This is a genomic window from Sphingomonas sp. S-NIH.Pt15_0812 (assembly GCF_003951315.1).
GTDB lineage: Bacteria > Pseudomonadota > Alphaproteobacteria > Sphingomonadales > Sphingomonadaceae > Sphingomonas.
In genome coordinates this window covers 27,781-42,021 of the sequence record NZ_QLJH01000012.1, presented here as the reverse complement: position 1 = coordinate 42,021, position 14,241 = coordinate 27,781, and the positions used below count along the sequence as shown (strand labels likewise).

Genomic DNA, 14,241 nt, shown 5'->3' with positions numbered 1-14,241 from the left:
CGCCGGACGCAAGAGAGTGTCCGTAAGTCCTTCATATGATCGAATTTAATGCGCGGTGGGACCGCTGCCGCCACACTGTTCGTCCGCAGTCGTGCATCGGGGAAAATGTGTCGGATCATTGCTTTGCAGATCGTATTGCTACCCTCATCCCCCTGTCAGCGGAGGAACATGCCGCAATTGCCCGTCTGGAAGACCGCGAACGCCCGGTCCGCCGCAATGGCATGGTGATGCGGGAGAATGAGCGACTGACCGAAATGTTCGTGCTGAGGCGCGGATTGATGATGAGCTACATGATCCTCGACGATGGCAGCCGGCAAATTCTGCGCTTCCATTTTCCCGGTGATCTCATGGGTCTGACCGGCCTCGCCTTCGCCAAATCGCAGGAGACCATCATGGCGCTGACCGAGTCCGTCGTCTGCCCGTTCGAGCGCGGTCATGTGTCGGAACTGGTGGCGAAGCATCCGCGCATCGGCATGGCGCTGATGGCGTTCGACCAGATCTCGCGCGTCGGGCTGACCGATCGGCTGGCGGCGGTGGGGCGGACCTCCGCCAAGGCGCGGGTCGCGGCGCTGCTGCTCGAACTCCGCGCCCGTTCGTCCACTCGCGACGGCAGCTTCGCGCTCGGCGTGACGCAGGAGGAAATCGGCGACGCCACCGGCCTCACCGCCGTCCATGTCAACAGGATGCTCCGCCAGCTGGAGGAGGAGAATCTGATCGCGCGCGACAATGGCCGCATCACCGTGGTGAACGACCAGAGGCTGATGCGCACCGCCAAATATGTCGATCGGCAAGCGCGGATCGATCTCGGCTGGATGCCGCCCGCCGCCTGAGCCGCTCTATCGAGGGAGAAGGCGAGGCCGCTCGTGAAGATTGCGAAACAGGGGGCGCGAAGGTCAGCCCCTGCATTCGCCGAGCAGGGTCGCGGGGCAGGCGGCCAGTGCCGCTCCGCAATGCCTCCCTCAGGAGAGGCTGGCGATCAGGCCTTTTCCAGCGTGCATTGCAGCGGATGCTGGTTCTGGCGGGCGAAGTCGATCACCTGCCCAACCTTGGTCTCCGCCACTTCATAGGAGAAGATGCCGCAGACCCCGACCCCGCGCTGGTGGACGTGGAGCATGACGCGCGTCGCCTGCTCCATGTCCATGCGGAAGAAGCGTTGCAGGCAGAGAACGACAAACTCCATCGGCGTATAGTCGTCGTTCAGCATCAGCACGCGATAGGGCGTCGGCTGCTTGGTCTTGCTGCGCGTCTTGGTGGCGACGCCGACCCCGGAATCGTCGCCGCCCGCATCATTGTCGCGGCGTTCGGCCATGAGGATATCGCTTCGCATGTCGGCTCGAAATATGGCACTTGCCGGGTGATCGGCAAGTGCCGTTGCACAGGAAAAGGGCGATCGCGTCCACCGCGACCGCCCTTTTCCTTTTAGCACCGCCGGCAGGTCGGCGGGCGGGATCGGATCAGGCCGAAATCTTCATCTTCTCCGACGCGACCGCGACGCGGTTCGAGATCGGCTGCGCGACCTCGCCGGCCAGCTTCAGCGTCGTCTCGGTCGACTTCGAGGTCTGGGCGACCATCGCGTCGAACGCCGAACGGGCATAATCGGCCTGGAGCTTCATGAACTCGGTCGGCGACTTGACGGTCGACAGCGTCTTCAACGCCTGGGTCATGCCCTCGAACGAGGACTTGGCATAGGCGACGGCGTCCTGGCCCATCGTCTCGAAACCGCGCGCGGCGATGCGCGACGATTCGACGAACGCCTCGACATTGCCCTTGTTGAACTCGGCGATCTCACCGAACATCTTCTGGCTCTTCTCGACCGCGCCCTGGCTGCGGGCGGTCAGGTCCGAGAACATCGCCTGGGCCTTCTGGGTGGTGTCGTTGGTCACGTCCATGATGCTGTCCTTCGCTGGGATGACGGCCTGGGTGGCCGGGGTTTCGATGATTGGCGTCTGTTCAATCGTGGCCGGCTCGCTAGCCGCCACCGGTTCCGGGGCGGGCTTGGCGATCGGTTCGGGCGTCGCGTCCGACCTGGGCTCCGGCTCGACCGGGGCCGCTGCCGCGATCGGCTGCACCTCGATCGGATCGGATGCGGTCGACTCGGGCGTGGCCGGCTCCGCCTGGAGCATCGCGACCTCGGCCAGCGTCGACGCCTCCGCCACCGGGCGGGGCCGCGCGATGCGACGGGTCTTGGCGGGCGCCGCCAGAGCGGGCGGAATCGCCGCGACGGGATCGGGGATCACCAGTTTCGGGTCATGCGACTCGATCGGCGGCACCGCCGCCTCCGGTACCTTCCGTCGTCCTGTCCTGCGTCCACCGGTCGCCATCCTGCGCCTCCGTTGTTGCAGCGCACAAATGGTATCACATCGGCCATAAGTCAACGCTATTTTGTGCACCGCACAACAAAAAATGATTTGGCTTATCTGGCCCTTACATAGCTGCCCGGCGCTGGTTCGATCGCCGCCAGCGACCCCTCGCCGGGCAGGCGCGCGCCCGTGGCGGGCACGGTGCCGCCATCCCGCGCGCGCAGCCATTCCAGCCAGTCCGGCCACCAGCTGCCGCGCGTCTCCTCCGCCCCTTCGACGAACTCGGCCAGGCTGGTCGCCTCATTCGCCTTGGGGTTGATCCAATATTGATATTTGCCCGAGGAAGGCGGGTTGACGACGCCGGCGATATGGCCCGACCCCGCCAGCACGAAGCGCAGCGGCCCGCGAAAATGCCGGGTCACCTCCCAGACGCTTTCCGCCGGGGCGATATGATCCTCGCGTCCCGCCTGGACATAGGCCGGGGTCGCCACCCGCGTCAGGTCGATCGGCGTGCCCCCGACCGACAGGGCTCCCGGCTGGACCAGCAGATTGTCGCGGTACAGGTCGCGCAGATAGGATTGATGCCACTTGCCCGGCAGGTTGGTGGTGTCGCCGTTCCAGTGGAGCAGGTCGAACGCGGCATAATCCTGCCCGAGCAGATAATTGTTGGTGACGTAGTTCCAGATCAGGTCGTTGGCGCGCAACAGGTTGAAGGTCGCGGCCATGTACCGCCCGTCGAGATAGCCGTCCGCCGACAGCCGCTCCAGCATCGCCAGCTGGTCGTCATCGACGAAGTGGAGCAGCTCGCCCGCCTTGCTGAAATCGACCTGCGCGGTGAAGAAGGTGGCGCTCGCCACCCGGTCGGCCCGGTCCTTGGCCGCCAGGACCGACAAGGTCGCCGCCAGCGTGGTGCCCGCCACGCAATAGCCGATCGCGTGGACCGACGGCACGTCCAGCCCGGTGCGGATCGTGTCGATCGCATCCAACTGCGCGGCGACATAATCGTCCCACACCACATCCTTCATCGTCGCGTCGGCCGACTTCCACGACACGACGAAGACGGTGATGCCCTGCTCCACCGCCCAGCGGATGAAGCTCTTCTCCGGCGACAGGTCGAGGATGTAGAAGCGGTTGATCCAGGGCGGGAAGATGACCAGCGGCGTGGTCATCACGCGTTCCGTCGTCGGGCTGTACTGGATCAGCTCGTAGAGCGGGGTGCGGTGCACCACCTGGCCCGGCGTGGTGGCGATGTCGCGGCCGACCTCGAACCGCCCCGCCTCGGTATGCGTGATCTGGCCCCGGTCCAGGTCGGCCATCAGCCGCTCCATGCCGCGCACCAGATTCTCGCCGCCGGTCTTCACCGTCTCCTCCAGCACCTTGGGGTTGGTGAGCGGGAAGTTGGTCGGGCTGATCGCCTGCACGAAGTTGCGCGTGGCGAAGCGCAACCGTTCCTGCTCGCGCGGGGACAGCCCCTCCATCGTGTCGATGCCGGCGATCAGCCGGTCGGAAAAGTCGAGATAGCTGCGCCGGATCCAGTCGAAGACGGGATGCTCGCGCCACACGGCATCGCGAAACCGCTTGTCGCGGGCACGGTCGGGGGCTTCCTCGGCGGCCGGTGCGCCTCGCCGGGGATCGAGCGCGCGCTGCCACAGCGACAGCGTGTCCATCCACAGGGTGCAGGCGCGGGTCAGCGTTTCGGGATCGTTGAGGCCGGGCACCACCGGCCATGGCATCGTCGGCGCGGCGGCGTCGTTCGACGCGGGATCGGCCGGGGCGGCGGGGTCGGCGGCGCGGGTTGGGTCGGCCATGGCATCCTCTATCGTCGTCCGCCCCTTCTATCCCTCCCGCCTGCCGTGCGGAAGCAGGATACATAATTGTTTCGCGGGGCCCGTGAATAAAGCGGGTTACGACACCGTCCCGAGGCCCTAGGATATGCCGACCCGCAATACGAAGGTTGGGATATCATGTCCGACGAGTTCTACCGCATCAAGCGCCTGCCCCCCTATGTCATCGCCGAAGTCAACGGGATGCGGGCCGCGGCGCGGGCGGGCGGCGAGGACATCATCGACCTGGGCATGGGCAATCCCGACCTGCCGCCGCCCGACCATGTCATCGACAAGCTGGTCGAGGTCGCGCGCAAGCCGAGCGCGCACGGCTATTCCCAGTCCAAGGGGATTCCCGGCCTGCGCCGGGCCCAGGCCAATTATTACGGCCGCCGCTTCGGCGTCGATATCGATCCGGAAACCGAGGTCGTCGTCACCATGGGGTCCAAGGAGGGGCTGGCCAGCCTGGCGACCGCGATCACCGCGCCCGGCGACGTGATCCTGGCGCCCAATCCCAGCTATCCGATCCATACCTTCGGCTTCATCATCGCCGGCGCGACGATCCGCGCCGTGCCGACCACGCCGGACGAGGCCTATTTCGAGAGCCTGGAGCGGGCCATGGCCTTCACCGTGCCGCGCCCCAGCGTGCTGGTGATGGGCTATCCGTCCAACCCCACCGCCGAGGTGGTCGACCTGGCCTTTTACGAACGCGTCGTCGCCTTCGCCAAGAAGCACGAATTATGGGTGATCTCCGACCTCGCCTATTCCGAGCTCTATTATGACGGCTGTCCGACGCCCTCGATCCTGCAGGTGAAGGGGGCGAAGGACGTCGCGATCGAGTTCACCTCGCTCAGCAAGACCTATTCCATGGCCGGCTGGCGGATGGGCTTCGGCGTCGGCAACCGCAAGCTGATCGCGGCGATGACGCGGGTGAAATCCTATCTGGATTACGGCGCCTTCACCCCGATCCAGGCGGCGGCCTGCGCCGCGCTCAACGGTCCGCAGGACATCGTCGAGAAGAACCGCCAGCTCTATCACAAGCGGCGCGACGTGCTGGTCGAGAGCTTCGGCCGCGCCGGATGGGACATCCCGTTGCCGCGCGCGTCGATGTTCGCCTGGGCGCCGCTGCCGCCGGCGCTCCGCCACCTAGGCAGCCTTGAGTTCTCCAAACAATTGCTGACGTGCGCCAAGGTCGCGGTCGCGCCAGGGGTCGGCTACGGCGAGAATGGAGAGGGCTTCGTGCGGATCGCGATGGTCGAGAACGAACAACGGTTGCGCCAGGCGGCGCGCAACGTGAAGAAATACCTGCAATCCATGGGCGTCAACACGCCCGCCTCGCGGGCCGGTTGAGCGGCATCGTCGCGCCGGGGATGGCGCGCGGGCAAGTCCTGCGAACGGGTCGAAGCGTGGATCGGAGCCGGCGATGAGCCATTTCGATCCGCTCTACTCCGTCGCGGGACTGTTCGTCGGGCTGCTGGTCGGCCTGACCGGCGTCGGCGGCGGCTCGCTGATGACGCCGCTGCTGGTCATCCTGTTCGGCTTCCACCCCGCCACGGCGGTCGGCACCGACCTGCTCTATGCCGCCGCCACCAAGACGGCGGGCACCGCCGTCCATGGCTGGCGCGGCACGGTCGACTGGCGGATCGTCCGCCGGCTGGCGCTGGGCAGCATCCCCGCGACGCTGCTGACGCTCGCCGCGCTCGCCATCGCCAAGGATCGCGCGCAGAATGTCGGCGGGCTGATCTCGATCGTGCTGGGCGCGGCGCTGGTCCTGACCGGCATCGCCACGCTGTTCCGCGAGCGGATCGTCCAGGCGCTGTCGGCGAGTTTCTCCGGCATCGACGGCTCGCGGATCGCCGGCTGGACGGTGGCGCTGGGCGCGGTGCTGGGGGTGCTGGTGTCGCTGACTTCGGTCGGCGCGGGGGCGCTGGGCATGACCGCGCTGCTGGTCCTCTATCCGCGCAGCCCGGTGTCGCGGCTGGTCGGATCGGACATCGCCCATGCCGTGCCGCTGACGTTGATCGCCGGGATCGGCCATTGGTCGATGGGCGAGGTCGATTTCGGCCTGCTCGGCGCGCTGCTGCTCGGGTCGATCCCCGGCATCATCCTGGCCAGCCTGATCGCCAGCCGCGTCTCGGACCGGGTGCTGGCTCCGGTGTTGGCGGTCACCCTGACGGTGGTGGGCATCCGCCTGCTCGTCTGACCGGTCAGGCGACGCGGCGGACGGCGGCGTCGACGGCAGGAGGAGCGACGATAGCGGCGGCCGAGGGGAGCGCGGCGGAGGGCATGGGTGCCGCCGCCCGACCCATGCCCTCCGCCAGGTCGCGGCTGGGGCGGCCGAACAGATAGCCCTGCGCCTGGGCGCAGCCTTCCTCCGCGACCATGCGGCGCTGTGTCTCGGTCTCCACTCCTTCCGCCACCACGGGCAGGTTGAGGCCGCGCCCCAGCCCGACGATCGCGCGGATGATCGAGCGGGCGGCATCGTCGCTGTCGAGCGTCGAGACGAAGCTGCGGTCGATCTTGAGCTTGTCGAACGGGAAGGCCTGGAGGTTGCTGAGCGACGAATAGCCTGTGCCGAAATCGTCCATCGCGATCCGCACGCCGTCCTGCTTCAACCGGTGCAGCGTCGCCAGCGCCGCGTCGCGGTCACGCATCAGCACGCTTTCGGTGATCTCGATCTCCAGCCGGCGCGGATCAAAGCCGCTCTCGACCAGCGCCGCCCGGACGATGCCCGGTAGCGTGTCGACCTGGAACTGCACCGCCGACACGTTCACCGCCAGGGTGATGTGATCGGGCCAGTGGCTCGCCGCCCGGCACGCCTCGCGGATCACCCATTCGCCGAGCTGGATGATGAAGCCGCTTTCCTCGGCCAGCGGGATGAAGTCGCTGGGCGGGATCTCGCCCCGCTCGGGGTGTTTCCAGCGCACCAGCGCCTCATAGCCGACGATGCGCTGCGTGTTGCTGCATACCAGCGGCTGGTAGACCAGATAGAGCTGGTCGCGCAGCAGCGTGTGGCGCAGATCCTGCTCCAGTTGCCGGCGCGCCTGCACCGCCCGGTCCATGTCCCCGTCGAAGAAGCAGCAGGTGCCGCGCCCCGCGTCCTTGGCGCGGTAGAGCGCCAGGTCGGCATGGTGGCACAGCGTCTCGCCGAGCACGGCGTCGTCGGGCATCAGCGCGACGCCGATGCTGGCCCGCACCGCCAGCGGATTGCGCGCCACGTCCATCTGCTCGGCGAAGCTGTCCATGATCCGGCCGGCCAGGGCCTGCGCGCCTCGCGGCTGGGGCTGGTCCCATTGCAGGATCATGAATTCGTCGCCGCCCATGCGGACCACGGCATCGCCGGGCGCGGCCGCCTCGCGGAGGATGTCGGCCACCTGGCACAGCACCTCGTCGCCGGCGGCATGGCCGAACAGGTCGTTGATCGCCTTGAACCGGTCGAGATCGATCGCGAGCAGCGCCACCTGTTCCCCCGCCGCCGTCCGGCGCTCCGCCTCGACCAGCGCCTCGCGCAGGCTGGCGCGGTTGGCGAGGCCGGTCAGCGCGTCGTGCCGGGCCAGATAGGCGATCTTCTCGCGCGCGCGGCGGCTTTCGGTCAGGTCGCGCACCGCCAGCACTTCGCTGCGGCGTCCGCGATATTCCACCATCCGCACCGCGACTTCGCACAGCCGGTCGCCGCCCGCGATCTCCGCCTCGAACGGGGCGGGACGATCCTGGCGCAGGGCTTGCCCGTCGAGCGCGGTCAACCAGCGATCGGGCCAGGTGCCGCGCAGTTCTTCGACCGGATGGCCGACCAGCGCCGCGAAGATGTCGTTCGCCTCGATGATGCGGTCGTCCTGCACGATCACCAGGCCCTCCAGCGCGGCGGAGGCGAGGCCGCGCAGGTCGGTCAGCATCCGGTCGACAAAGGCAATGGCGACCACGCCGACGACGACGAAGAAGCCGACCAGCGCGACACCGCCGATCATCAACGGATGACCGCCAGGGATATGGACATGGTCCATCGGCTGCGGAAAGCGCGTTCCGACAATCGCGCCGAAATGCAGCACCCCGACGCCCAAGGTGGTCAGCTGGGTCGGCCACAAGATTTGTTGCGTGCCGGACTGACGGCCGAACACCCAGCAGCCCGCCACCATCAGCCCCGTCGACCCCAGGATGACCGGCACGATGATCGCCAGATCATAGGTGACCGGCATCACCGTGTGCAGCGCCGCCATGCCGATGAAGTGCATCGCCGCCACGCCCAGCCCGGACAAGATGCCGATCGTGACCGTCCCGCCATGGCCCGGCATCCGATCCCGCAGGCTGAAGGCGCCCCATAGGGTGAACACCATCGCCCAGGCGGAGAACAGCGTCAGGCCGGGCGCATAGAGCATCTGCCCGGTGCCCTGATGCCCCAGCATGGCGATGAAGTGGGTCGCCCAGAAACCCAGCCCGCCGACCGTCGCGGCGGCGATCCGCCAGGCGCGACGGCGCTGCGTGCCACATTCGCGGGCGCGCCGGCGCAACAGGTACATGCCGGCGCTCGCGACCCCGCACAGCACCATGGCGACCAGGACCAGATACCAGGCGTGCTCATCCAACAGGCAAGACAAGATTCGCGACATTCGGCGCCCCCCGATCCTATCATAGGATGGAATCTGGCCCGGCCGACGTCAGGCCGATAGCCCAAAATCGTCATTGTTGGCTTATAGGAGCACAAATATCTGGGTTCACGATACATTTGTTGGCCCCCTTTTTTTCGCATCACCGCTCCGGCCGTAGCCAAAACCGCCCATTTTCCGCGCGCTGCGCGACCAAGCCACTTGCAAAGCGGCGGGTGTCCGCGCCATTGATATGCCGTGCTGCGGCAATATGAACTGGTGGACCGTGTCCTGGAATATGATCCGGACGCCGACGAGGCGCTGCTGAACCGCGCCTATGTCTTTTCGATGCATGCCCATGGCAGCCAGAAGCGGGCCAGCGGCGATCCCTATTTCAGCCACCCGATCGAGGTGGCGGGCATCCTGACCGACCTGCGCCTGGACGACGAGACGATCGCCACCGCGATCCTCCACGACACGATCGAGGATACGGTCGCCACGCCCGAGGAGATCACGCGCCTGTTCGGGTCGAACGTCGCACGGCTGGTCGACGGCGTCACCAAGCTGTCGAAGATCGAGGCCCAGACCGAGAACGAACGCGCGGCGGAGAATCTCCGCAAGTTCCTGCTCGCCATGTCGGACGATATCCGCGTGCTGCTGGTCAAGCTGGCCGACCGGCTGCACAACATGCGCACGCTGCACCACATCGCCAAGCCGGAGAAGCGGCGGCGCATCGCCAAGGAGACGATGGACATCTACGCCCCGCTCGCCGAGCGCGTGGGCATGTACGAGTTCATGAAGGAGATGCAGACGCTCGCCTTCCAGCAGATCGAGCCGGAGGCCTATGAGAGCATCCAGCGCCGGCTGGAGCAGCTCAAGATCGGCGGCGGCGACCGGATCGCGCGCATCGCGTCCGGCCTGAAGCTCCTGCTGTCGCGCGCCGGCATCGAGGCGGAGGTGACCGGCCGCGAGAAACATCCCTATTCGATCTGGCGCAAGATGGCCGAGCGGCACATCAGCTTCGAGCAATTGTCCGACGTGATGGCGTTCCGCGCGATCGTGCCGACGGAGGAGGACTGCTACCGCGCGCTGGGCGTCATCCATCGCCGCTGGCCGATGGTGCCGGGGCGGTTCAAGGATTATATCTCGACGCCCAAGCGCAACGGCTATCGCTCGCTGCACACCACGATCATCACCAGCGACCAGAACCGCGTCGAGATCCAGATCCGCACGCCGGCCATGCATGCCGAGGCGGATTTCGGGCTGGCCGCGCACTGGACCTACAAGCAGTCGAGCCGCCACGACGCGCAGGTGAGCTGGATTCGCGACCTGGTCGAGATCCTCGACACCGCCGACAGTCCCGAGGAACTGCTCGAACATACCAAGATGGCGATGTACCAGGATCGCATCTTCGCCTTCACCCCCAAGGGCGAGCTGATCCAGCTGCCCAAGGGCGCGACGCCGATCGACTTCGCCTATGCGGTGCATACCGATCTGGGCGACCAGTCGGTCGGCGCGAAGATCAACGGCCGGGTCGTGCCGCTGTCGACGGTGATCGAGAATGGCGACCAGGTCCAGATCCTGCGCTCGGCCGGGCAGACGCCGCAACCCGCCTGGCTGTCGGTCGCGGTCACCGGCAAGGCGCAGGCGGCGGTCCGCCGTCACATGCGCCAGACCGAGCGGGCCGAGCAGCTGGCGCTCGGCCGCCAGCTCTATGACGATATCGTCGGCCGCCTGCCGGCGCAGATCGGCGCGGACGCGCTGGGCCATGCTCTGAAGCGGCTAAAGCTGCCCGACGAAGCGGCGCTGATGGTCGCGATCGCCCGGCGGACCCTGTCCGATGCGGCGGTGATGGAGGCGCTGATGCCGGGTTCGGCGGGGGCCGACGTCGCGGCGCTGCCGCCGCAATCGGGCACGATCTCGATCAAGGGGTTGAAGCCGAGCGTGGCCTATGAACTGGCGCATTGCTGCCACCCGGTGCCGGGCGACCGCATCGTCGGCCTGCGCCGGCCGGATGCGGGGATCGAGGTCCATGCGATCGACTGCGCGGTGCTGACCGAACTGGCCGACCGGTCCGAGGAGGAAACCGACTGGGTCGACGTCTCCTGGGGCGACGCGACCGAGGGCGCGGTCGCGCGGATCTCGGTGACGGTCCGGAACGAACCCGGCGCGCTCGGCGTGCTGGCGACGGTGATCGGGCAGCACAAGGCGAACATCATCAACCTGCGCCTCGACACGCGCGACAGCCGCTTCCACACCAACCTGATCGACGTCGAGGTGCATGACGTGCAGCAACTGATGCGCCTGATCGCGGCGCTGCGCGCGGTGGACTCGGTCAATGCGGTCGAGCGGGTCTAGGCGCGGGGAGGGTCCTTTGGGCGAGGGACGCGTCGCGCCGCCGCCACAGGAGACGGGGCCGGGCGGACCTTCGGGGCGGTCGTCATGAGCCTCCCTCCACCCGGCTGGGATACCGACCAAGCGGTCCTTCGTGCCCCGCTACCGTGTCTGCGTTGACCCCGCCTCGGCCCCGCGTCCGGGAACGGCAGGACGGGGTCGCGCGTCTTCCGCGGCATGACTGACACAAACGGGGGCCATGGTCCCGTCGCCATCGTGACCGGCGCCAGTTCGGGAATCGGCCAGGCCGTGGCGCGCCGCCTGGGGTTGGCGGGCGCCGCCGTCACCATCAACTATCATTCGCAGGCCGAGCCGGCCGAGGCGCTGGTGGAGGAGATCCGTGCCGCCGGCGGTCGCGCCGTCGCGGTGCGGGCCGACGTGTCGAAGGAGGCGGATGTCGCATCGCTGTTCGACCGGACGGTCGAGAGCTTCGGCCGCGTCGACATTCTGGTCGCCAATTCGGGGGCGCAGAAGGATGCGCCGGTCGCCGAGCTGTCGCTGGCCGACTGGCAGGCGGTGATCGACATCGACCTGACCGGGCAGTTCCTCTGCTGCCGCGAGGCGATCCGCCATTTCCGCCGTCAGCCGGACGCGGGGCGGCCGTTCCGCGCCGCCGGGGCGATCCTGTCGATGTCGTCGGTGCACGACGTGATCCCCTGGGCCGGACACGTCAATTACGCGGCATCGAAAGGCGGCGTCGCGATGATGGTCAAGACGCTGGCGCAGGAGGTCGCGGCCGACCATATCCGCGTCAATGCGCTGTCGCCGGGGGCGATCGCCACGCCGATCAACGAGGATGTGTGGCGCGATCCCGCCAAGCGCGACGAACTGCTGAAACTGATCCCCTATGGCCGGATCGGCGAGACGCAGGACGTCGCCGAGGCCGCCGCCTGGCTGGTGTCCGACGCGGCCGATTATGTCACCGGCACCACCCTCTATGTCGATGGCGGCATGACGCTCTATCCCGGCTTTCGCGACAATGGGTAAGGATGGGGCGCCGCCCAACCCGGTGCCGGGGCGGACGATCGGCGAACATGGCATCGTCGGCAATCTCGATACCGCCGCCCTGGTCGCCAGCGACGGCACGATCGACTTCCTCTGCTGGCCGCATCTCGACAGCCCGACGATCTTCGCCGCGCTGCTCGATCCCGACACGGGCGGCGAGTTCATGCTCGCGCCCGAGCTGACGGAGGCGCGGACGCTGCAATTCTACCATCCCGACACCAACGTCCTGGTCACGCGCTGGCTGGCGGAGGACGGCAGCGCCGAACTGACCGACCTGATGCCGCATCCGGAGGTGCATGGCGCGGTGCATTGCGCGCTGATCCGCCGGATCGAGGTGACGCGCGGCACCGTGACCTTCACGATGCGCTGCCGCCCCCGGCCCGATTATGCGCGCACCGTACCGGAGGTGCGCGCCGATGATCCGGGCCTCGTCATCGCGCTGCCCGACGGGCAGGCGATGCGCCTGTCCGCCTCGGTGCCGCTGACCGTCGGCGACGGGGAGGCGACCGCCCGCTTCACGCTCCGCTGCGGCGAGACCGCGCATATCGTGCTGGGCGAGGCGCACCAGCCGGTGCCGGACGCCGATCAGGTCGAGCATGCCATCGCGCGGACGATCGACGCGTGGCACGGCTGGTCGCGCAAATCCACCTATCGCGGCCGCTGGCGCGAGCAGGTGATGCGCTCGGCCCTGGCGCTCAAGCTGCTCACCTCGCACCGCCACGGCTCGATCGCCGCCGCCGCGACCTTCGGCCTGCCCGAGGCGACGGGGGCGGAGCGCAACTGGGATTATCGCGCCACCTGGATTCGCGACGCGTCCTTCACCGTCTATGCCTTTCTGCGCCTGGGCTATGTCGAGGAGGCGGAGCATTTCCGCCGCTGGATGAGCAAGCTGGCGATCGATGACGACCGGCCCGGCCACCTCCACGTCATGTATGCGCTGGACGGCGGGCTGGCGGAGGATGAGGCGGTGCTCGACCATCTCGCCGGCTACGCCCGGTCGCAGCCGGTGCGGATCGGCAATGCCGCGCGCCACCAGAGCCAGCTCGATATCTTCGGCGAGCTGCTCGACAGCGTCTATCTCTCCAACCGATATGCCAGCGCGTCCAGCCATGCGAGCTGGGAGCAGATCACCGCGATGGTCGAGCATGTCCGCAAGCATTGGCGCGACAAGGATGCCGGCATCTGGGAGCTGCGGGGCGCCGAGCGTCACCTGACCCATTCGCGGCTGATGTGCTGGGTGGCGGTGGACCGGGCGCTGCGGCTGGCGCGCAAGCGGTCGCTGCCGGTGCCGCTGACCCGCTGGACGCGGTTGCGCGACCGGATCGCACGCGACCTGTGGGACAATTTCCGCCATCCGGAACATGGCTATTTCGTCCAGGACGAGCATGGCACGCATCTGGACGCGGCGTTGCTGATGATGCCGCTGGTCCGCTTCGTCTCCGCCACCGATCCGGTCTGGCTGGCGACGCTGGATGCGATCAAGCGCGAACTCGCCGATGACGGCATGATCTATCGCTATCGCAACGATGACGGGCTGGAGGGAGGCGAGGGCGCGTTCACCACCTGCACCTTCTGGTATGTCGAGTGTCTGGCTCGTGCCGGACGGCTGAGCGAGGCGCAGGTGGTGATGGAGAAGGGGCTGGCCTATGCCAATCACCTCGGCCTCTTTTCCGAGGAACTGGACGTGCGCGGCCTGCCGCTGGGCAATTTCCCCCAGGCGCTGACGCACCTCGCCTTCATCAGCGCGGCGCATTTCCTGGACCGGCGGCTGGACAGCCCCAATGGCGGCGAGTGGCAGCCGTGACGCCGGGTTGAACGTTGAAGTCGGGCCATGCGTTACCTCGCCGATCGCCATTTTCATCGAAAGGTTCGACGATGACGCCTCCCGATCCTCGATCCTCCCCGCCGCCGGACCGGATGCCGCCGCTGGCGCGGACCGGGCGGCATCTCGGGCTGTTCCTGACCGGGCTCGGCGTCGGCATCATCCTGTTCGCCTGGACGATGCCGGTCGACATGGCCGGGCCGGCGGGCTGGTATCCGGTGGTGGCGCTGATGCAGCAGCGCGATTCGCTAACCATCGTCGGGGCGGCCGGGCTGGTGCTGGGCCTGTACCTGATGCTGCGGCGACGGACGCGCTGA

The 14,241-nt window shown here is 67.7% G+C and carries 11 protein-coding genes; 7 read left to right on the top strand and 4 right to left on the bottom strand.

Annotated features, from left to right (window positions below; all coding sequences use genetic code 11):
* Positions 1-107: 107 nt before the first annotated feature.
* On the top strand, positions 108-830 hold the full coding sequence (locus BRX43_RS09810) for a Crp/Fnr family transcriptional regulator (protein WP_346962858.1): 723 nt from the start codon (positions 108-110) through the stop codon (positions 828-830).
* Between the two features lie 146 nt (positions 831-976).
* Here the strand turns inward: BRX43_RS09810 and clpS are convergent, their stop codons facing one another.
* From clpS to phaC, 3 genes are all read right to left on the bottom strand, one after another.
* The gene (clpS, locus tag BRX43_RS09805; RefSeq protein ID WP_125994753.1) at positions 977-1,309 is read right to left on the bottom strand and encodes an ATP-dependent Clp protease adapter ClpS; all 333 of its coding nucleotides are present in this window, start codon (positions 1,307-1,309) and stop codon (positions 977-979) included.
* A gap of 145 nt (positions 1,310-1,454) precedes the next feature.
* Positions 1,455-2,321: a phasin family protein gene (gene phaP / locus BRX43_RS09800; RefSeq protein ID WP_241214883.1), complete on the bottom strand. Its 867-nt coding sequence runs from the start codon at positions 2,319-2,321 to the stop codon at positions 1,455-1,457.
* Positions 2,322-2,413: 92 nt separating this feature from the next.
* Entirely contained in the window at positions 2,414-4,108 is a 1,695-nt protein-coding gene (gene phaC, locus BRX43_RS09795) for a class I poly(R)-hydroxyalkanoic acid synthase (protein WP_125994680.1), read from the bottom strand.
* Between the two features lie 156 nt (positions 4,109-4,264).
* On the opposite strand from phaC, the gene BRX43_RS09790 reads away from it, so the two are divergent.
* Together BRX43_RS09790 and BRX43_RS09785 are read left to right on the top strand one after the other, a co-directional pair.
* Positions 4,265-5,473, top strand: a complete 1,209-nt coding sequence (locus BRX43_RS09790) for an LL-diaminopimelate aminotransferase (RefSeq protein WP_125994679.1) — start codon at positions 4,265-4,267, stop codon at positions 5,471-5,473.
* 73 nt (positions 5,474-5,546) lie between these two features.
* Positions 5,547-6,326 carry a sulfite exporter TauE/SafE family protein gene (locus BRX43_RS09785; protein ID WP_125994678.1) on the top strand — a complete coding sequence of 260 codons (780 nt, stop codon included), beginning with the start codon at positions 5,547-5,549 and terminating at the stop codon, positions 6,324-6,326.
* Between the two features lie 4 nt (positions 6,327-6,330).
* Here BRX43_RS09785 and BRX43_RS09780 read toward each other — a convergent pair whose 3' ends face one another.
* Entirely contained in the window at positions 6,331-8,703 is a 2,373-nt protein-coding gene (locus tag BRX43_RS09780; RefSeq protein ID WP_241214882.1) for an EAL domain-containing protein, read from the bottom strand.
* Positions 8,704-8,961: 258 nt separating this feature from the next.
* Between BRX43_RS09780 and BRX43_RS09775 the strand changes: the two genes are divergently transcribed.
* The 4 genes from BRX43_RS09775 (at position 8,962) to BRX43_RS09760 (ending at position 14,241) form a co-directional block, all read left to right on the top strand.
* The gene (locus BRX43_RS09775) at positions 8,962-11,061 is read left to right on the top strand and encodes a bifunctional (p)ppGpp synthetase/guanosine-3',5'-bis(diphosphate) 3'-pyrophosphohydrolase (RefSeq protein WP_125994676.1); all 2,100 of its coding nucleotides are present in this window, start codon (positions 8,962-8,964) and stop codon (positions 11,059-11,061) included.
* A gap of 213 nt (positions 11,062-11,274) precedes the next feature.
* Positions 11,275-12,084 (top strand): SDR family oxidoreductase, encoded by an 810-nt coding sequence (locus tag BRX43_RS09770; RefSeq protein WP_125994675.1) that lies wholly within the window; start codon positions 11,275-11,277, stop codon positions 12,082-12,084.
* Entirely contained in the window at positions 12,077-13,906 is a 1,830-nt protein-coding gene (locus BRX43_RS09765; RefSeq protein ID WP_125994674.1) for a glycoside hydrolase family 15 protein, read from the top strand. Before BRX43_RS09770 ends, BRX43_RS09765 begins: the two co-directional genes overlap by 8 nt.
* A gap of 71 nt (positions 13,907-13,977) precedes the next feature.
* Positions 13,978-14,241: a hypothetical protein gene (locus tag BRX43_RS09760; protein WP_125994673.1), complete on the top strand. Its 264-nt coding sequence runs from the start codon at positions 13,978-13,980 to the stop codon at positions 14,239-14,241.